This is a genomic window from Streptomyces sp. NA02950, from assembly GCF_013364155.1.
Lineage (GTDB): Bacteria > Actinomycetota > Actinomycetes > Streptomycetales > Streptomycetaceae > Streptomyces.
Genome location: NZ_CP054916.1, coordinates 3159441 through 3178863, shown reverse-complemented (window position 1 = coordinate 3178863; position 19423 = coordinate 3159441). Strand labels below are relative to the sequence as shown.

The 19423-nt window shown below is 70.3% G+C and carries 15 protein-coding genes and 2 pseudogenes; 7 read left to right on the top strand and 10 right to left on the bottom strand.

The features are described from left to right. Positions 1–129: 129 nt before the first annotated feature. The gene (locus HUT19_RS13350) at positions 130–636 is read left to right on the top strand and encodes a pyridoxamine 5'-phosphate oxidase family protein (RefSeq protein ID WP_176180690.1); all 507 of its coding nucleotides are present in this window, start codon (positions 130–132) and stop codon (positions 634–636) included. Between the two features lie 117 nt (positions 637–753). On the opposite strand, the gene sodN is transcribed toward HUT19_RS13350, so the two are convergent. Further along, the gene (sodN, locus tag HUT19_RS13345) at positions 754–1149 is read right to left on the bottom strand and encodes a superoxide dismutase, Ni (protein WP_176180689.1); all 396 of its coding nucleotides are present in this window, start codon (positions 1147–1149) and stop codon (positions 754–756) included. Positions 1150–1306: 157 nt separating this feature from the next. On the opposite strand from sodN, the gene sodX reads away from it, so the two are divergent. Continuing rightward, positions 1307–1801 (top strand): nickel-type superoxide dismutase maturation protease, encoded by a 495-nt coding sequence (sodX, locus tag HUT19_RS42985; protein ID WP_368661692.1) that lies wholly within the window; start codon positions 1307–1309, stop codon positions 1799–1801. Positions 1802–1845: 44 nt separating this feature from the next. Here the strand turns inward: sodX and HUT19_RS13340 are convergent. Continuing rightward, positions 1846–2304, bottom strand: a pseudogene (locus tag HUT19_RS13340) (ABATE domain-containing protein); the annotation flags it as partial. Positions 2305–2427: 123 nt separating this feature from the next. Between HUT19_RS13340 and HUT19_RS13335 the strand changes: the two are divergent. Further along, a complete protein-coding gene (locus tag HUT19_RS13335) occupies positions 2428–3222 on the top strand; it encodes a trans-aconitate 2-methyltransferase (protein ID WP_176180687.1) in 795 nt (264 codons plus the stop codon). Between the two features lie 82 nt (positions 3223–3304). Here the strand turns inward: HUT19_RS13335 and HUT19_RS13330 are convergent, their stop codons facing one another. From HUT19_RS13330 to HUT19_RS13320, 3 genes are read right to left on the bottom strand one after another with little or no spacing between them, the layout of a single operon-like run. After that, positions 3305–4066 carry an amino acid ABC transporter ATP-binding protein gene (locus HUT19_RS13330; protein ID WP_303331870.1) on the bottom strand — a complete coding sequence of 254 codons (762 nt, stop codon included), beginning with the start codon at positions 4064–4066 and terminating at the stop codon, positions 3305–3307. After that, positions 4063–5001, bottom strand: a complete 939-nt coding sequence (locus tag HUT19_RS13325; protein WP_176180686.1) for an amino acid ABC transporter permease — start codon at positions 4999–5001, stop codon at positions 4063–4065. The genes HUT19_RS13330 and HUT19_RS13325 overlap by 4 nt, the downstream gene beginning before the upstream one ends. A 45-nt stretch (positions 5002–5046) precedes the next feature. Further along, positions 5047–6006, bottom strand: coding sequence for an ABC transporter substrate-binding protein (locus HUT19_RS13320; RefSeq protein WP_176180685.1), 960 nt, complete (start codon positions 6004–6006; stop codon positions 5047–5049). A 515-nt stretch (positions 6007–6521) separates the two neighbouring features. Between HUT19_RS13320 and HUT19_RS13315 the strand changes: the two genes are divergently transcribed. From HUT19_RS13315 to HUT19_RS13305, 3 genes are all read left to right on the top strand, one after another. Then, entirely contained in the window at positions 6522–7748 is a 1227-nt protein-coding gene (locus HUT19_RS13315; protein WP_176180684.1) for an NADP-dependent malic enzyme, read from the top strand. Positions 7749–7994: 246 nt separating this feature from the next. Further along, positions 7995–8957 carry a zinc-binding dehydrogenase gene (locus HUT19_RS13310; protein WP_176180683.1) on the top strand — a complete coding sequence of 321 codons (963 nt, stop codon included), beginning with the start codon at positions 7995–7997 and terminating at the stop codon, positions 8955–8957. A gap of 151 nt (positions 8958–9108) precedes the next feature. Further along, positions 9109–11820 (top strand): hypothetical protein, encoded by a 2712-nt coding sequence (locus HUT19_RS13305; protein ID WP_176180682.1) that lies wholly within the window; start codon positions 9109–9111, stop codon positions 11818–11820. Here HUT19_RS13305 and HUT19_RS13300 read toward each other — a convergent pair whose 3' ends face one another. From HUT19_RS13300 to HUT19_RS13280, 5 genes and pseudogenes are all read right to left on the bottom strand, one after another. Further along, positions 11821–12279: a TIGR03668 family PPOX class F420-dependent oxidoreductase gene (locus HUT19_RS13300; protein ID WP_176180681.1), complete on the bottom strand. Its 459-nt coding sequence runs from the start codon at positions 12277–12279 to the stop codon at positions 11821–11823. It abuts the gene before it with no gap. A 9-nt stretch (positions 12280–12288) separates the two neighbouring features. Further along, entirely contained in the window at positions 12289–13074 is a 786-nt protein-coding gene (locus HUT19_RS13295) for an antibiotic biosynthesis monooxygenase (RefSeq protein WP_176180680.1), read from the bottom strand. Between the two features lie 145 nt (positions 13075–13219). Next, a pseudogene (locus HUT19_RS13290) lies at positions 13220–14072 on the bottom strand (hypothetical protein). Between the two features lie 99 nt (positions 14073–14171). Further along, positions 14172–15326: a PadR family transcriptional regulator gene (locus HUT19_RS13285; RefSeq protein ID WP_176180679.1), complete on the bottom strand. Its 1155-nt coding sequence runs from the start codon at positions 15324–15326 to the stop codon at positions 14172–14174. Further along, on the bottom strand, positions 15326–16180 hold the full coding sequence (locus tag HUT19_RS13280) for a DUF4097 family beta strand repeat-containing protein (RefSeq protein WP_176180678.1): 855 nt from the start codon (positions 16178–16180) through the stop codon (positions 15326–15328). Before HUT19_RS13280 ends, HUT19_RS13285 begins: the two co-directional genes overlap by 1 nt. 388 nt (positions 16181–16568) lie before the next feature. Here HUT19_RS13280 and HUT19_RS13275 point away from each other — a divergent pair, with 388 nt between their 5' ends. Beyond that, entirely contained in the window at positions 16569–19409 is a 2841-nt protein-coding gene (locus HUT19_RS13275) for a non-ribosomal peptide synthetase (RefSeq protein ID WP_176180677.1), read from the top strand. The last annotated feature ends 14 nt before the right edge of the window (positions 19410–19423 follow it).

Below are 19423 nucleotides of genomic sequence, written 5' to 3'. Positions count from 1 at the left end.
CAGACTCCTCCGGGAGCCGCGGCGGCGAGCGATGAGTTCCGGTCCGCCGCGCGGTCCCAGAGGACAGGAGCGACGGGAGCACCGACCGGACCGCCCTGCCGCCACGGCACCCCGATGAGGAGCGAGCACATGACGGAGAACGAGCCGCGGACCGCCCTGGACACCCGCTTCAGCAGCCCCGACGCCACCGCCACCCCTTGGTCCGAAGGACGTGAGCGGCTGGCGGCGGCCGAGTTGTACTGGCTGTCGACCGTCCGCGGCGACGGCCGCCCCCATGTCACCCCGCTGCTCTCGGTCTGGCACGACGGCGCCCTCTACTTCTGCACCGGCCCCGGCGAACAGAAGGCCAAGAACCTCGCCCAGAACCCCCACTGCACCCTCACCACCGGCGCCAACACTCTCCACGAGGGCCTGGACCTGGTGGTCGAGGGCACGGCCGCCCCGGTCCGCGAGGACGCCGTGCTGCGGCGGGTGGCCGCGGTGTATGTGACGAAGTACGGCGAGGAGTGGACCTTCGAGGTGCGCGACGGCTCCTTCCACCACAAGGGCGGCCAGGCCCTGGTCTACGAGCTCGCCCCGGCCACGGCGTTCGGCTTCCGCAAGGGCGCCTACGGCCAGACCAGCTGGCGCTTCTGACCGCCCGGGGCTCGGCGCGGAGAGGGCTCAGTGCGAAAAGACTCGGTGCGAAAAGACCGCACCCGGGCCGCCGGAGGCGGTCCGGGTGCGGTCCGGTGGTGCTGGTGAGGGGCCGGGTCAGCCCTTCTTGGTCTCCCAGAAGATCTTGTCGATCTGGGCGATGTAATCCAGCGCCTTCTGGCCCGTGGCCGGGTCGGTCGAGCCCTTGGCGGCGCTCAGGGCCTTGAGGGTGTCGTTGACCAGCTGGTGCAGCTCCGGGTACTTCTCGAAGTGCGGGGGCTTGAAGTAGTCGCTCCACAGCACGGAGACATGGTGCTTGGCCAGCTCCGCGCGCTCCTCCTTGATGACGGTGGCGCGAGCGCGGAAGTGGGGGTCCTCATTGGCCTGGAACTTCTCCTGTACGGCCTTGACCGACTCGGCCTCGATACGGGCCTGGGCCGGGTCGTACACGCCGCACGGCAGGTCGCAGTGGGCGCTGACCTGAACCTTGGATGCGAACAGGCGGGAGAGCATAGAGCTGTCCTTCCATTCGTGATCGTCTTCTCAGGTGCGACATTACTCCGTGTGGGAAGTCTTTTCTCGGGCGCCCCGGGGGGCTTAGGTCAAAAGTCCGGTGGCGGTCCGGGATGCCTGCGATGGTGGTGGTGGCGTACGAACCGGAGGTGCCGTGATGCGGGAGGAGCTGCACGACCGCGGGCAGGAGCGCGGTCGCGATCAGCAAGGACTGCTGCGGATCGGGCTCGCCGAGGTGTACAACCCGTCGATGCAGCCGACGCTGTACCCCGGTGATCAGCTGGTGGTGCGGTACGGGGCGCCGGTGCGGCCGGGGGACGTGGTGATCCTGCGGCATCCGTTCCGCCAGGATCTGCTGATCGTCAAGCGGGCGGTGGAGCGGCGCGAGGGCGGCTGGTGGGTGCGGGGCGACAATCCCTACGTGGAGAACGACAGCCGGGAGTTCGGTGTGGTGCCGGACGAACTGGTGGTCGCGCGGGCGTGGGTGCGGCTGCGGCCGCGGCCCGGGGCCGGGTCCGGGGGTCAGCGTTCCATCGCGGGGCTGCTGTCGTGGGCGGCGTCCGCGGTGCGGCCGGTGCGATCGCGCTCCTCTCGCGGGCCGCGGTCGGCGGCGGCCGAGCGCTCGGCGTCGAGGCGCTTGCGGGCCCGGTAGGCGGCCACGTTGGCGCGGGTGGCGCAGCGGTCCGAACAGTAGCGCCGGGATCGATTTGTCGATGTGTCGAGATAGGCGTTGCGACAGGGCGACGCCTCGCAGATGCCGAGGCGGTCGGCGCCCAGTTCGGTGAGGTGGAAGGCGAGTCCCATCGAGGCCGTGGCGGCGAATCCGGCGCCCGCGTTGGCCGCGTAGTCCGCGATGTGCATATGCCAGTCGGCGCGGCCGTCCTCGGCGCGGGTCTCGTGCCCGGAGATCTGCGGGCTCACCGGGAACTCGATCAGCAGCGCGTTGAGCAGGTCCACGGCCAGGACCTCGTCCCCCTCGGCCGCCGCCTCGAAGACCGCGCGCAGCCGTGCCCGGACGGACCTGAGCCGGGTGACATCGGCATCGGTCGCGCGCCGGGCCGCCTGTTTGCTCTCGCCGAAGAGTGCGCGCACGGCATCCACCGAGGTGAGGGCGTCGGTACCGCGGACGGGCTCCTCGCTGTTGACCAGGCGCACCGCGAGATCCGAGTAATAAGCCAGTTCCACTTGTGGTCCTTACGGGGGTGTTTTAAAGTCGGACGGTCGGTAATGGTCGCCTTGTGATCCAGGGTATTACGGACCGGGAGAGGGAGTGGCACGATGACGGAGACCGCCGCCGCAGCGGACTGGCAGGCATGGCAGCGGAGCTGGGACCGGCAGCAGGAGTGGTACCTCCCTGATCGTGAGGAGCGGTTCCGGGCGATGCTCGACGCGGTCGAGGCGCTCGTCGGCCCGGAGCCGAGGATCCTGGACCTCGCATGCGGCACGGGCAGTATCTCGGATCGGGCGCTCCGCCGGTTCCCGAAAGCCACCAGTACCGGTGTGGATCTGGACCCGGCGCTGCTGACGATCGCCCGCGGCCACTTCACGGCCGAGAGCCTCTTCAGGGCGGAGAGCCGCGTCGCGTTCGTGACGGCCGATCTGCGTGACCCGGAGTGGACGCGGCGGCTGCCGCACCGCCATTACGACGCCGTGCTCACCGCCACCGCGCTGCACTGGCTGCGCTCGGAGGAGCTGAGCGTGCTGTACGGCCAGGTGGCGGGCGTGCTGCGGGACGGCGGTGTCTTCCTCAACGCCGACCACATGCCGGACCCGGCCACCCCCCGGATCAACGCCGCCGACCACGCCTTCCAGAAGGAGCGGCAGGCGCGCGACAAGGCGGCCGGTACCCAGGACTGGGTGGACTGGTGGGAGACCGCCGCCCGGGACGCGGCGCTGGCCGGACCGGTCGCCGAGCGGTTCAGGATCTTCGGCAATCCGGCCGACGGCGACCACGCCGACGGTGAGGTGCAGTCCGCGGCCTGGCATGCGCGGGCGCTGCGCGACGCGGGCTTCGCGGAGGCGCGCGCGGTGTGGTGCTCGGTCTCGGACGCGATGGTGCTGGGGCTGAAGTAGGCCCGGCGCCGCGCGGACGGACGAGGGCGGTACGGCCGACATCGGCCGTACCGCCCTCGTGTCGTTCCGGGCCGGTTCCGGGTCAGAGGACCTTCGAAAGGAACGACTTGGTCCGCTCGTGCTGCGGGTTGGTCAGCACCTCGCGCGGATTCCCGGACTCCACGACGACCCCGTCGTCCATGAAGACGACCGAGTCGCCGACCTCACGGGCGAAGCCCATCTCATGGGTGACCACGATCATCGTCATCCCGTCCTCCGCGAGCCCGCGCATGACGTCGAGGACATCCCCGACCAGCTCCGGGTCGAGAGCCGAGGTGGGCTCGTCGAAGAGCATCAGCTTGGGCTCCATGGCCAGCGCCCGGGCGATGGCGACGCGCTGCTGCTGACCGCCGGAGAGCTGCGAGGGGTAGTTGCCCGCCTTGTCGGCCAGGCCCACCCGGTCCAGCAGCTTCAGCGCGCGTTCCCGTGCGACCGCCTTGGTCTCCTTCTTCACCTGGACCGGCGCCTCGATGACGTTCTCCAGCGCGGTCATATGCGGGAAGAGGTTGAAGCGCTGGAACACCATGCCGATGTCCCGCCGCTTCTCGGCGACCTCGCGGTCCTTGAGTTCGTAGAGCTTGTCGCCCTTCTGCCGGTAGCCGACCAGGTTGCCGTCGACGTACAGCCGCCCGGAGTTGATCTTCTCCAGGTGGTTGATGCAGCGCAGGAAGGTGGACTTCCCGGAGCCGGACGGGCCGATGAGGCAGAACACCTCGCGCGGGGCGACCTCGAGGTCGATGCCCTTGAGGACCTGGACGGCGCCGAAGGACTTGTGTACGCCCTCGGCCTTCACCATGGGGGTCATGCGCTGGGACCTCCGGCCCGGTTGCTGAAGGAGAGAAGGTTGACCCGGATCCGCTGGAGCGGGGTCATCGGGAGGGATCGGCTCGATCCGCGGGCGTAGTACCGCTCCAGGTAGTACTGGCCCACGCTCAGCACCGAGGTGAGGATCAGATACCAGGCGGCGGCCAGGAAGAGCATCTCGGCGGTGGCGCCGGTGCTCTGGCCGACGTTGGTGGTGGCCTGCAACAGATCCCAGTACTGCACGGCGATCACCAGTGAGGTGGTCTTGAGCATGTTGATGAACTCGTTGCCCGTCGGCGGCACGATCACCCGCATGGCCTGCGGCAGGACCACCCGGCGCAGCGTCTTGGCGTGGCTCATGCCCAGCGCCTGGGACGCCTCGGTCTGACCCTCGTCGACCGCCTGGAGACCGGCCCGGCAGATCTCGGCCATGTACGCGGCCTCGTTCAGGCCGAGGCCCAGCAGGGCGGCCAGGAAGGGGGTCATGAAGTCCGACCACTCGTCCTTGTAGATCGGACCGAGGTTGATGTAGTCGAAGACCAGCCCGAGATTGAACCAGACCAGCAGTTGGACGTAGACCGGGGTGCCGCGGAAGAACCAGATGTATCCCCAGGCGAGGGAGGAGGTCACCGGGTTCTTCGACAGCCGCATCACCGCGAGGATGATGCCGAGGACCACACCGAGCGCCATCGACAGGATGGTGATCCAGACGGTGTTCCGGACACCGCGCAGCACCTCGCTGTCGAAGAAGTAGTCCGGGATGGCGCCCCAGTTGACATCGCCGCGGGCGAAGGCGAGGACGAGCGTCACCAGCAGGGCGATGGCGATGACCGCGGTAACCCAGCGGCCGTAGTGCCGCACCGGGATGGCCTTGATGTTCTCCGGCGCGGGCGGCGGGGTGTCGACCGGGCCCGCCTTGTCGATCTCAGTTGTCACGGATTGTGCCTTTCAGCGCGAATGCGCGAGGAAGGAGGAGCCGGGTCACTTGCCGCCGTTGATGATGGCCTTGGTGACGGCGCCGTCCTTGACGCCCCACTTCGCGATGATCTTGTCGTACTCGCCGTTCGCGATGATCAGGGCGAGTGCCTGCTTGAGGGCGTCACGCAGCTCGGTGTTGCCCTTGCTGAGGGCTATGCCGTACGGCGCCGCCTTCACCTGGTCACCGGTGATCTCGAAGTCGTTGCCGCCGCCGGAGGTCTTCACGGCGTAGGCCGCGACCGGGAAGTCACTGGCGGCCGCGTCGGCGCCGCCGCCGCGCAGCCGGGTCTGGGCCTCGGTGTCGTTGGCGAACGCCTCGATCTTGATCTTGCCCTTGTTGTCCTTGTCGCACTCCTTGGACTGGGCCTTGCCGAGGTCGTGCGAGACGGTGCCGCGCTGGACGACGATCTTCTTCCCGCACAGATCGTCCCAGGTCTTGATTCCCTGGGTGTCGCCCTTCTTGGTGTAGATCGAGACACCGGCGGTGAAGTAGTCGACGAAGTCGACACCCTCGCCCGCCTTCTTGCCGGTGTCCGGGTCCACACCCTCCTGGCGGCCCTTGGTGTCGGTCATGGCCGACATCGCGATGTCGTAGCGCTTGGAGCGCAGACCGGAGAGCAGGGTGTCGAACGTGGCGTTGTTGAACTCGAACCTCACACCGAGCGCCTTGCCGAGGGCATTGGCGAGATCCGGGTCGATGCCCATGACCTGGCCGCCCTTCTTGAACTCGACCGGCGGATAGTTGATGTCCGAGCCGACCTTGATCACGCCGGCGTCCTGGATCTGCTTCGGCAGCTCGCTGAAGAGCGGACCCTTGCCCGCGGCGTTGGAGGAGCCGCTCTTGGCCTTGTTGGTCTGGTCGCCACAGCCCGTCAGCAGCAGGGCGCCCACGACCGCTACCGCGCCGGCTGTGGCCATCCGGGACTTCAAGGTGGCCGGACGGCGCGTGAAGCTGGCGGTCATGCTGGTTCCTCCCGCAGGATGAGGGGGTGTCCGAGATGTCGGGAACACGCTTTTGAGTGTCGCGACCTCGTGTGATTGGGGCATCTTGCCATCTGGACCGGCTCGATCGGACGGGTATCCATGTCAAAATCGGATAACGGGCGATCCCCGTGGTTGCGCAGGTGGAATGCCGGGCCGGACAGCGGTGGCCGGGGAAGTGGGACGGGCTCATGATCACGCGGCGCCTGCCGAGCGACGGTGACATGTACATTCATGTCCGATTCGATCGCTTTCGATGGTAACGCGGACTTTCTGAACGGCACCGTGACAGAAGTCGCTCGTCTCCTGGAGCGCGCATCCGGTAGAACAGATCGTTACACCCCTCACCCGGGGCTCAGGGCGTGTGTGCGACACGCCCGGCGTCCGTATTTCCCTCCAGGGCGCGGCTATCTGTGCCATGGGGGCCCGGACGCGGTGCCCGCCCGCTCCCAACCTGGGGCGGCTACCCTCGACAGAAAACGACAAAGGGGTCAAAAGTGGCAGCGGAGATTGCCCATCCTCGCAGCGACAGCAGCAACGGCGAAGGAGCCGAAGACGTGACCGACGGAGAGCCGTTCGATCCGGCCTTCGCGCTCCACCGGGGCGGCAAGATGGCCGTCCAGGCGACCGTGCCCGTGCGCGACCGGGACGATCTGTCCCTCGCGTACACACCGGGTGTCGCCAAGGTGTGCAGCGCGATCGCCGAGCAGCCGGAGCTCGTCCACGACTACACCTGGAAGTCCCAGGTCGTCGCCGTGGTGACGGACGGCAGCGCGGTTCTCGGACTCGGAGACATCGGCCCGGAGGCGTCCTTGCCGGTGATGGAGGGGAAGGCGATCCTCTTCAAGCAGTTCGGCGGAGTCGACGCGGTGCCCATCGCCCTCGACTGCCGGGAGGTCGACGAGATCGTCGAGACCGTGGCCCGGCTCGCGCCCTCGTTCGGCGGCGTCAACCTGGAAGACATCTCGGCGCCCCGCTGCTTCGAGATCGAGCGCAAGCTCCAGGAGCGCGTCGACATCCCGATCTTCCACGACGACCAGCACGGCACGGCGGTCGTCACCCTGGCGGCACTGCGCAACGCCGCCAAGCTGACCGACCGTTCGCTCGGACAGCTGCGCGCCGTCATCTCCGGGGCGGGTGCCGCCGGAGTCGCCATCGCCCGGATCCTCGTCGAGGCGGGCATCGGCGATGTGGCGGTCTGCGACCGCAAGGGCATCGTGTCCGCGGACCGCGAGGACCTCACCGACGTCAAGCGTGAGCTGGCCGGCTTCACCAACAAGGCCGGGCTGACCGGCTCCCTGGAGACGGCCCTGGCCGGAGCGGACGTCTTCATCGGGGTCAGCGGCGGAACGGTGGCGCAGGAGGCGGTGGCCACCATGGCGCCCGGCGCCTTCATCTTCGCGATGGCCAATCCCAACCCGGAGATTCACCCGGAGGTCGCGCACCGGCACGCGGCGGTGGTCGCCACCGGCCGCAGCGACTTCCCGAACCAGATCAACAACGTGCTCGCCTTCCCGGGCATCTTCGCCGGGGCCCTCCAGGTCCGGGCCTCCCGGATCACCGAGGGCATGAAGCTCGCCGCCGCCGAGGCGCTGGCCGCCGTGGTGGCCGACGAGCTGAGCGCGGACAAGGTCATCCCCTCGCCGTTCGACGAGCGGGTCGCCCCGGCCGTGACCGCGGCCGTCGCTGCGGCCGCGCGCGCCGAGGGTGTGGCGCGGCGCTGACGAACGCTGACCAAAACTGACCAAAGCTGACCGACGCTGACGAGCACTGACGAGCGCTGACGCGCCATCGGCTGAGTGAGCTGAGTGAGCTGAGTGACGGGCCGGGCCGGTTCCTCCGTGAGGGGGAAGCGGCCCGGCCCGTCGCCGTATGCGCCCGCCCGCACCGCTCCGGGGGGCTGCGGCGCGGTGCGTGTCACACCCCGGTGTGGTTCCGCCGCGTCCCCGCCGCGGCCTATGGTCAGGATCATGTTCGCTGCCTACGCCGCACGTATCGACCGTGACCAGCCGCTGAGCGGTCTTGAACTGGGCGAGCGCCCCGAGCCGGAGGTACGGCCGGGCTGGAGCACCGTCCGGGTCAAGGCGGCCTCGCTCAACCACCACGACCTGTGGTCGCTGCGCGGCGTCGGGCTCGGCGAGGAGTCGCTGCCGATGATCCTCGGCTGTGACGCGGCCGGGATCGACGAGGACGGCAACGAGGTCGTCCTCCACTCGGTCATCGGCCAGAGCGGCCACGGTGTCGGCCCGCACGAACCCCGCTCCATCCTCACCGAGCGCTACCAGGGCACCTTCGCGGAGAAGGTCACCGTGCCCAGCTGGAATCTGCTGCCCAAGCCGAAGGAGCTGTCCTTCGAGGAGGCGGCCTGTCTGCCGACGGCCTGGCTGACCGCGTACCGCATGCTCTTCACCAACGCGGGGGTGCGCCCCGGCGACAGTGTGCTGGTGCAGGGCGCGGGCGGCGGGGTGGCCACCGCCGCGATCGTGCTGGGCGCCGCGGCCGGTCTGCGGATCGTGGCGACCAGCCGGGACGAGGCCAAGCGCAAGCGTGCCGTCGAGCTGGGCGCCGAGGCGGCGTTCGAGCCGGGGGAGCGGCTGCCGCACCGGGTGGACGCGGTGATGGAGACGGTCGGCGCCGCGACCTGGTCGCATTCGGTCAAGTCGCTCAAGCCCGGCGGCACCCTGGTCATCTCGGGCGCCACCAGCGGCCCCAACCCCAAGGCCGCCGAGCTCAACCGGATCTTCTTCCTGGAGCTGAAGGTCGTCGGCTCCACGATGGGCAGCAAGGACGAGCTGGAGGATCTGCTCAGCTTCTGCGCGGCGCACGGGGTGCGACCGGTGATCGACTCGGTGCTGCCGCTGGACCGGGCCCGCGAGGGGTTCGAGAAGATGGCGGGCGGCGATCTGTTCGGCAAGGTCGTGCTGACGGTCTGACATCTTGGCGCCCGGCGGTCTGGCGCCCCGACGGTCATCTTCGGTTTCCCCTCGTCCCCCATACGGCCAACACCGGAAAATGTCTGTCGCTCTGTGTGAGGAGTCTGGTGCTCTCCGGAGCGGGCGGGGATGATGGGTCGGGGGGATGCTTATGACTGCCGCGGTGCCACCGCTGCCCAAAATCGAATCGCTGGTCGAATCGCTCGAACAGCTCGTTCTGCTGCCGCCCGGACAGCGGGGCCCGGCCCCGCAGATCCTGCTCACACAGCTCACCGAAGCGACCAATGCGGAGCGGATCGCCGATGGCCTGTGCGCGCGCTTCAGCGCGGGCGGCAGGGCCCGGATTCCGTTCGCGCAGGTGGCGGGGAAGATCAAGGGCCCGCCACGGGAGCGGGTGGGGAAGACCTTCCAGAAGATCGAGGAAGAGCTGGTGCGCAACCGGCCGGGGGGCTTCGGCAAGCTGCGGCTCTCGCAGTTCCGGCTGATGTGCGCCGTCGTCGAGGCCGACCTCACCAGGCCGCAGGTGGACGCGCAGCCCAAGGAGTTACGGAACCAGATCTACGAGGCGCGCTGCTCGAGCTCCGCCGTGCTGCGGGCGCTGGAGACCATGAGCGGTGGCGAGGAGCCGCCGCCCGGAATCCCGGGCACCGCCTGGTACTGGCTGCGCCGACCGGTGTTCGGGCTGCTGCCGCGCTGGTGGTACGGGCGCCGCCACCACCGCCGGATGACCCGTCAGGGCGGCTGGTACGCGAAATGGGCCGAGCTGCCGGACAAGGGCGCGGATTTCTACGCCGACGCCGTACGGCTGACCGCCGGGGCCGAGGCCGCCGCGGGCCCCGAAGGGCGCGCGCTGATCGTCGACGCGCTGTTGCGGGCCTTGCTCGCCGATGTGGAGCGGGCCTTCCGCCACCCGCGGCTCTCTCCCTGGGGGAGGCGCCGCAGACATCGTGTCGTCCTCGTCCTGCCCCAGTTCCCGGGCGCCGGATCCGACGCGGGGCTGCTGCTGGAGCGGTTCCCCGGCGCGGTGGAGCACACCGGCTGCACCGGGGCGATGCTGGTGGCCGTGGTGCCCCGGGACGAGCAGCGCACCGAGAGCTTCGCCGAGGCCGCCATCACGCTCAAGTCCTGGATCGGGAGCACGGGGACGGGTGGTGCCCGGGTGGTCCGGGTGGGGGTGGAGTCGCACCCCGATGACCCGGACGCCGCGCGATGGCTCGTCCGCTATCCGGAGACGCCCGTGGGGAGGGCTCGTTCCGATGCGGCACCGCGGGTCGAGGCGGCCTCGGCGGGGGTGGCGGGCATCATCGCGCTCGCCCTGCTGGGCGTTTACGGCGTGGCCTGGGTGACGGCGAAGAGCGACACGGCATGTCTCGGCGAAGGCGGCGCGTCCGCGTCCGCCTCCCCGGCCGGGTCCGGCGGGCCGGCGACCCGGCCGCCGGACCGCAGCCCCCAGGAGGTCTATGACGACATCCGGACCGCCATCGGCAAGGAGAACGAGAAGGCGGACCGGGCCGCCCGCGACGGCGCGGTCGTGCGGACGGTGGTCTATCTGGGCGTGCCGGTGACCGCCGACGACTGGGAAACGGCCAAGTACAGCGGTGCCATTCCGGAGTTGCGCGGAATCGCGCTGGCCCAGAAGGAGATCAACCGTCAGGCGGCCCAGCAGAAGGAGAGCGAGGTGTGGCTGAAGATCCGTCCGATGGACGCCGGGCAGCGCTTCGCCAAGGCGCCCGCGATCGCCGAGCGGCTGGTGCGGGAGGTCGGCCGTGGCGGGAGCACGGCGGGCGGGGAGCAGATCCTGGGAGTCGTCGGTCTCGGCCAGAGCCGCAAGGACACCCTGCGTACGCGGGACATCCTGGCCGACGGCGGGCTGCCGATGATCGGCACCTCAGCGACCGCGGAACAGATGCAGGGGTCGGCGATGTACCGGCAGATACCTCCCGACAACGGACGTGAGGCGCGCATCGCCGCGGAGTTCGCGCGGCACGGCAATATCGTGCGGACCAGACCCGGGGAGTGCGCTCCGGCGGAGAAGGCGGTGGTGATCGGGGACCCCCACGACATCTACAGCGCCAATCTCAGCGAGCGGTTCACCGAGGAGTTCAAAGGCGCCCGGCAGATCTGGTACCCCCTCGGCGACGCGTCCGCCTCTCCGCCATCCGGGGTGAACGACGGGGGGGACGAATGGGTGTCCAGTCCTCCCCAGATGGCCACCAGCATCTGCCGGAGGCTGACGGAGGAACCGCGCACGGTCGTCTACTGGGCCGCCCGCGCCAATGAATTCGAGAATTTTCTCAACGCCTTCGACGAGGGCACCACATGCAAGGGCCGGGTGACCGTGCTCGGCGGCAACGACCTCACCAACGCGGTGGTCGAGGAACAGCGCCCCACCGAGCGGCACTCCGGACTGCGGCTGTACTACGCGGCGCAGGCCCTGCCGAAGGACGATCCGCCCAATGTGATGGGCATCGCCTTCCGCCGGCAGTACGCCCAGGCGTACGGGGACGACCTGTGGAGCAACGATGGACGGGCCCCGCTTGCCTGGGACGCCCTACGGGTCCTCTCCGAGGGGATCAACGCGGCGTATCGCAATGCGGGCACGGCACCGTTCGGCCGGGCCACGGTGCAGTTCGCGCTGGAGGAGGGGGTGGGCGGCACCGACGGGGTACGCGGGGCCACCGGATCACTGGTGTTCGCCGAGAACCGCAAGGTCCCGAGGAACAAGCGGCTGCTGATGCTGTACGACAGGGCGGGGGCGTCTCCGGCGGTTGCGCTGGAGTGCGGCATACGGGACAGCGGAGTGGAGGCTACGAGCTGGGGGCCCGACGACCGGTTCTCCTGTCCGCGTGACCGTGACGACTGATCAGCTCTCGGGGGAGTCCGGACCGCGGCCGGGACCACCGGTGTACGCCCAGCCCGTCCAGCGGACCACCTCGACCTCGGTCACCGGACCCCGCGGCGGCCGCCCGGCGTACTGCGGGTACTTCGCGACCAGCCGCTCCACCGCCGCCGTATGACCGGCGGCGGACGCGTCGGGGAGGATCCGGGCCCGGCCGTCGGCCCGGACCCACCACAGCCGCCGCCAGTCCTCGTCGTAGTGGTCCACCAGCAGCGACACCACCGGATTGGCGCGGATGTTGCGCAGCCGCCGCAGCTCCTGATGGCGTTTGGGCTTGTTGTCCACGGCCATCACCACCGTGTCCGCGTCCAGTGCGAAGGTGGCCGGGACACAGTGCGGCCGGCCGTCCCCGTCGGTGGTGGCCAGCCGCAGCACCCGGGCGCGGGCGAAGCGCCGCCGCCCCTCGGCGATCTCCAGTCGCATGTGGTGAGGCTACTGCTGCCCCACCGTCCCGGGGGTGAAGCTGCGCGCGAAGTGGTAGCGCATGCTCTCGGACCGCGCGAACCCCGGGAGGCCGCGCATCCGGTCCCGGGCGGCGGGGCCGCCCGGCCGCCGGTCGGCGAGGACGGCCGCTTCGTACGCCTCCTCGTCGGTCCACTGGGCGTAGTTCAGCACCCGGGCGCGGTCGGTGCCCAGACGGGCCCGGCCGTCGAGGTTCAGATGGAAGTCGGCCGAGATCAGGCCGGGACGGGGCACGGTCCGCAGGGTCTCGATGACGGCGTCGACCCAGTTCCGCCGCAGTACGGGGTCGGGCGCGTCGAAGTCGATGTCGATGACGACGATGAGGCCGGGCGCCGGGGCGGTCCCCCCGGCCGTCCCCGAGAAGCCCCGGTAGCGGCGGAAGTTGCCGATCCCCATCCGCTTGATGCCCGGGACGGCGCTGTCGATGTCCGCGATCCGTTCCGTGCGGTGCTCCCGGACGAAGGCGTGGTACGACTCCTCGCTGGACCACTGGGAGAGATGCATCAGGGTGTCGCCGTCGGTGCCCGCGTAGACGTTGTACGAGAGGAGATCGGGCGTCGGCCACGGCCGGGAGTCCCAGGCGGCGGCGATGGCGTCCACGGCGGCCCGCTGCCGCTCGGGCGTGCCCACGCTCCAGGTGCTGAACAGCGCGGCGCCCACATCGGGCCGCGCGAGGTCGGGCAGCGGACCCGCGGGGCGGGGACGGGAAGGATCGGCTGAGCTGGCTGAGCTGGTTGAGCCGGACGCGCTGGACACGGCGGTCACCTCGGGCTGGAGGGGGAATCGGTGAGCGGCGGGGCACCGGTCGGTGCGCGCCCCGCCGCTCACGATCCTCAGACTTCAACCCCAGATGAAGTCAAGGCCGTTCAGCCGCCCCGCTCCGGCGGCCGCGGCCGGTCGGCTACGCGTACGCCACCCGCACGGTGGCGATGCCCAGCGTGCTCCGCGCGGGCAGCATGCCCGACTCGAACACCCCGCCCAGCAGCGGACCGGTCAGCTCGGCGAGCCGTGCGGCGCGTTCGGTGCCGAGCGCCCGCCAGGGCTCGGTCGCCAGCTCGTCGGTCAGCCGCTCCACCGCGTCCCGGCCCTCCCGGCCGCGGTCGGTGGCCTTGCCGTCCGCGTCGAGCCAGCCGCGTCCGGCCAGCCGGTCGCGGGCGGCGTCCCACTCCTCGCCGGTCCAGCCCCGGCTCGCGAAGTTGGCCCTGGGGGCCGCGTCGACGGCCGCGAAGGAGACCAGGGACTCGCACGGGTCGAGCCCGGCGGTGAGCAGCGCGGCCAGATGGCCGTCCCCGCGGTGCTCGCGCAGCACGGTGGTGGCCTGCCAGAGCGCGAGGTGCGGCTCGTCGGCCCAGCCGAGGTCACGGTTGGCCGCGGCCAGCGGACGGGCCGCGAGGGTCGCGTGCTCGGCCGCCTCGGTGGCCAGCGCCGCGGCCTCGGCGATGCCCTCGCCGCCGATCCGGTCGCCGAGCAGATCGCGGAACGTGCGGTCGACGGCGCGCAGCCGGGCCGCCAGGACCTCGGACGGGGCGGCCGTGGACCAGATCGCCGGGACGTACTCGGCGATCACCGCGGGGCTGAAGCTGTAGTACGCGGCGCTGACGAGGGCCGGGCCCGCCTGGCCCATGCGGGGCCGTCCGCCAGGCGAAATAGCTGGGCCAGCGGGACTCGGTGTCATAGCCGAGGGCCGCGGCCTCCTCGAAGGCCCGCGGGGCGAAGTAGAGGCTGGCGTGGATCGGTTCCAGCTGGTGCCACATGCGGCGGGCAAGTGCCTGGTACTCCGTCACTGGACTACCTCTCGAGGTCAGGAGCAGAGGAGGGGCGCATCGAGCACGCGCCGAGGGGAGGCTCGGAGCCTACCCGTTCGCCCCGCCGCGCAGCAGGACGGTGATCCGCGTCGCCGTGGCCGCCAGACGGCGCCGGGCGTCGGCCAGTTGGTCCGGGGTCACCCCGTGGTCACGGGCGGTGTCGCGGATGTCGTCACGGAACCGGTCGAGCAGCCGGTCCAGATCGCGGGCCGGGTCGCCGGAGGGGGTGAAGTCCCGGGCCCACGCGGGCTGGTCCGCCCCGGCCGCGCCGGTCGCGTCTTCGTCCGTCCCGGCGTCACCCTTTGCGGCGCCACCCTTCGGGGCGCCCTCCGCCCCGGCGCCGCCCTTCGCGGCCCCGCCCGGGGCCGGGCCATCCGCCCGTTCCACCGTGACCCCGTGATCGGCGCTGCCGGCACCGTCCCTGCCGTCCGTCTCCCGCCACGGCCGGTCCTGCCGGGAGATACGGCTCATCCCGCGCGAGACCTCGGCCAGCCCCTCGCGCACCGCCCGCTGCCAGTCGCCCGTCCGGACGTGCTCCTGGGTCCGCTCCTGCACCCGCCGGGCCATCCGCTGGACCTCCTCGCGCGCGAACTCCTGGGCGTCCTTGGCCTGCTGGCGGGCGCGCTGGGCGTCCTGACGGGCCCGCTTGCTCTCCTCCTTCGCCCGGCGCGCCTGCTCCTTCCACTCCTCCTTGGCGCGCCGCATCTCCTCCTTCGCCTGCTGCCAGGTCTCCTTGTCGCCGAACGCGCCCTCCCACGGACCGCGTCCGGCCTTGCCGCCGCCGTCCGCCGAACCGCCGCCGGAACTCCCGGAGGTACGGGCCTGCTTGGCCGCCTCCCGCATCTCCCGCCGCAGATCGCTGGCCGAACCGCGGACGTCCTCCCGGATCTCGGCGGCCAGTTCGGCGACCGACTCCCGGATCTCCAGTTCCAGATCGGCCAGTTCACCGCTGCGGTCGGCCAGTTCGGCACGCCCGGCCTCGGTGATGGCGTAGACCTTGCGGCCGCCCTCGCTGGTGTGGGTGACCAGGCCCTCGGCCTCCAGTTTGGCCAGCCGCGGATAGACGGTTCCCGCGGAGGGCGCGTACAGCCCCTGGAACCGCTCCTCCAGCAGCCGGATGACCTCGTAGCCGTGGCGCGGTGCCTCGTCGAGCAGCTTCAGCAGATACAGACGCAGCCTGCCGTGGGCGAATACGGGGGGCATCAGAGGACCTTTCCCTGGGATCCGTCGGTGTCGTCCTCGGACCGCGGACGGCGCAGCAGCGCGATGGCGCCGGAGATGGTGGTGGCCTGGAGGCGGCCGCTGCCCGTGCCGAGCGTGCCGTTGATCCGCTTGGCGCCCCACTGCCCGGTGACCCGCAGATCCTCGAAGGCGCAGGAGACGGCGCCGCTCGCGGTGTTGGCGTCGACCTCGGCGTCGGCCGGGTGCGGCAGCCGGATGGCGATCTCCCCGGAGACGGTGTTGAGCCTGATCCGCGCGCTTTCGGAGGTGGGGGCCAGGTCGAGCACCACATTACCGCTGACCGAATCGGCCTGTACGCGCGGTCCCGAGCCCTCGACGACGGTCAGGTCGCCGGAGACGGAGTTGAAGCGCAGATCGTCGGTGAGGGCCTGGGTCTCGACCCGTCCGGAGACGGTGTCCGCGCGCACCGGGCCGGTCAGTCCGACGAGGGTGAAGTCACCGGAGACCCCGCGCAGATCGGTGCGGCCGGACAGCCCGGAGACGACGGCGGAGGCACTGACGACGCCGATCGAGACATCGGTGCCGGTGGGCACGGTGAGGGTGACATGGACGGTGCGGTTCCAGCCCTTGCGGTCGAGCCACTTCAGCAGGCCCTTCCAGGGGAGGTCGTCATAGGCGACGGTCAGGGTGCCGTCCTCGAGAGTGACCGTCAGCGGCGGTCCGTCGAGCTCGGACAGCTCCAGCCGGGCGGGGCCGCTGTCGGTGCCGACCACATTGACCGTGCCGCCCACCACCCGGACATTGAGGGCGGAGACGGGTCCGTCGAAGGTGAGTTTCTCCGGTTCGCTGATCGACCACTCTGATCCGGCTGACATGCCCGGCCTCCCCTGCTGGATGCATGACGCAACATATCGTGTCTTGGCTAGACACGATATATCGCGGTTCATCGGAGTCAAGTCCGGACCCCGTGGACGCCTCCCGTGGCGGCCGGTTCCGGGTCTCGGCCGGTCTCGTCCAGTCTCGGCCGGGACCCGGCCGGGACCCGGTCGGGCGAGGAGAGGCGCTCTTTTCTGAAAACCGTTTCCGGTGTATGGCGCCGCCCTCGTTTCCATGTCAGATGAATCTCAGGCTCCGAGGAAAATCCTGATCCGGAGATTTCTGCTAGAGCGCCGCTAGAGCGACGGTGGAGAGTCATGGAGTGCGAATGTTCGAGACTGTTACCTTCGACCCTCGGATTCGATAACGAAGAGGGCAGTGGGGGGAATGACTGAACAACCCTTGAAAAACTCGGTGCCGAAGGAATCGAAGGATCTGCGATCGGTCGCCCAGATACTCCTGCGGGCGGCGTACGACCACCCCGATTCCGGTGTGCGATACGTGTCCGGACGGGATTGGAGCGATTCAACGCACCAGTCGTATCCGGAACTTCTGGAATCCGCGCTGGAGGTCCTCGCCGCCCTGCGGGCGCGGGGCCTGCGGCCGCGGGACACGGTGGCCCTGCTCCTGGACGGCCAGCGGGAGTTCCTGACCGTCTTCTGGGCCTGTCTGCTGGGCGGGTTGGTCCCCTGCCCGATGGCGCCGGTTCCCGGTGACCCGGCCCGCTGGGCCGCCCAGCTTACCCATGTCAACGCGCTGCTGGACGATCCGCTGCTGGTCACCAGCGAGGCGCTGGCCGCCGGACTGCCGGATGTGCCCGGGCTCTCGGTGGCCGTGGTGGAGGAGCTGCGGGACGGCTCCGCCGTGTCCGTCGATGACTGTCAACCACCGGTCGACGCGCGTCGACTGCCGCCCGGAGTGCACCTCGCGGACCCCGGCGAGCTGGCCCTGCTGGTGCTGACCTCCGGCTCCACCGGACACTCCAAAGCCGTGATGCTCACGCACGGAAATATCCTGGCGTCCATGGCCGGGAAGGCCGACAAGCAGCGGCTCACCGCGACTGATATCACCTTCAACTGGATTTCGTACGACCATGTGGCGGCGCTTCTGGAAGCGCATATGCTCCCGCTCTACCTCGGCGCCGAGCAATTACATGCGGAACCGTCCGTCATTCTTGAGGAACCAGTGAGATTCCTCCGGATTATCTCGCGTCACAAGGTCACGATGACCTTCACGCCCAACTTTCTTCTGGGGTCGCTTAATGCGTTCGCCCGCGCAGTAGGCGAGGAAGTGGCGGCGGGTGGCGAGGGGCTGGATCTCCGTGCGCTGCGCCATATCGTCAGCGGCGGCGAGGCCAATGTTGTCGCCACCGGTGAGGCATTCCTCGATCACTACGCGCCCTACGGACTGCGCCCCAGCGCCCTGTGGCCGGCCTTCGGGATGACCGAGACCTGCGCCGGATCCCTCTACAACCGCGGCTTCCCGGCCGGTGACGAGGGACAGGAGTTCGCCAACCTGGGAACGCCCGTCCTGGCCCTGAGGATCCGGGTGGCCGACGACGACCACCGCGAGCTGCCGCCGGGCGAGGTCGGTGAACTCCAGCTCAGCGGGCCCATGATCACAAGCGGCTACTACCGGAACGCGGCGGCCACCGAGGACGCCTTCACCCCCGACGGCTGGTTCCGCAGCGGCGACCTCGGCCGGATCGACGAGGGGCGGCTGACCCTCGTCGGGCGCAGCAAGGACAGCATCATCGTCAATGGCGTCAACTACTTCAGCCATGAGATCGAGGCGGCGCTCGAGCAGCTGGAGGAGGTGGCGGGCGGCTATGCCGCGGCCTTCCCGACCCGGCGGTCCGGCAGCGACACCGAGCAGCTGGTGATCGCCGTCAGCCCCGAACTCGCGGAGGACGACGAGGCGGGGCTGTACCGGCTGATCACCGCCGTGCGCTCCACCGTGGTGATCCACTGGGGCTTCCGGCCCTCCCTCGTGCTGCCGCTGCCCAAGGAGGCGTTCCCCAAGACCAGTCTGGGCAAGACGCTGCGGCAGCGGATGCGGCAGCGGCTGGAGTCCGGTGGCTTCGACGACGTCATCGAGGGCGTGGCGGAGCTGACCGCCCGCAGGCTCGGCGACCACACCCCGCCCGAGGGCGAGACCGAGCGGATCCTCGCCGGGATCTTCGCCGAGATGTTCGACACCACCCCGGACCGGATCAGCGCCACGGCCAGCTTCTTCGACCTCGGTGGCACCTCGCTGGACATCCTGCGGCTGCGGCGGCATGTCGCCCGGCAGCTGGGCGGGGTGGACCTGCCCGTCATCACCGTGCTCACCGCGCCCACGGTGCGGCAGCTCGCCGCCCGGCTGACCGGAGGCGGTCGGTCCGGCGCGGACGACTACGACCCCGTCGTACCGCTCCAGACCGGTGGCGAGAAGACCCCGCTGTTCTGTGTGCACCCCGGTGTCGGCGAGGTCCTGGTCTTCGTCAACCTCGCCCAGTACTTCGTCGGCGACCGGCCGTTCTACGCCCTGCGTGCCCGCGGCTTCAACGAGGGCGAGAAGCCCTTCGCGAGCTTCGAGGAGATGGTGGAGACCTACGTCCGGGCCATCCGCGCCCGGCAGCCGCACGGGCCCTACGCCGTCGCGGGCTACTCCTACGGCGGCGCCGTGGCGTTCGAGATCGCCAAGGCGCTGGAGGCGGACGGGGAGCGCGTCGACTTCGTCGGCAGCTTCAACCTCCCGCCGCACATCAAGTACCGGATGGACGAGCTGGACTTCATCGAGACCGCGGTGAACCTGGCTTTCTTCCTGGACTTGATCAACAAGAAGCAGTCGCTGGACCTCCCCGGCGAACTGCGCCCGCTGCCGAGGGACGAGCAGCTGGCGCGGCTGCTGCGGATCGCCCCGCCCGACCGGCTGGCCGAACTGGACCTGGACCTGACGCGGTTCACCGCCTGGGCGGAGCTGGCCCACGGCCTCACCGACCTGGGCCGCGGCTACCACCCCAGTGGCACCGTGCGGTCCATGACGGTCTTCTACGCCATCCCGCTGCGCGGCTCCAAGGAGGACTGGCTCAACAACGAACTGCGCCGCTGGGACGAGCACAGCACCGAGCCCAACCGGTACCTCGACGTCCCCGGTGAGCACTACACGCTGATGGGCCCGCAGCACGTCGCCGTCTTCCAGGCGGTACTGCGCCGGGAACTCGACCGCGCGATGGGCGACGGCTAGCGCGCCTCCCGATC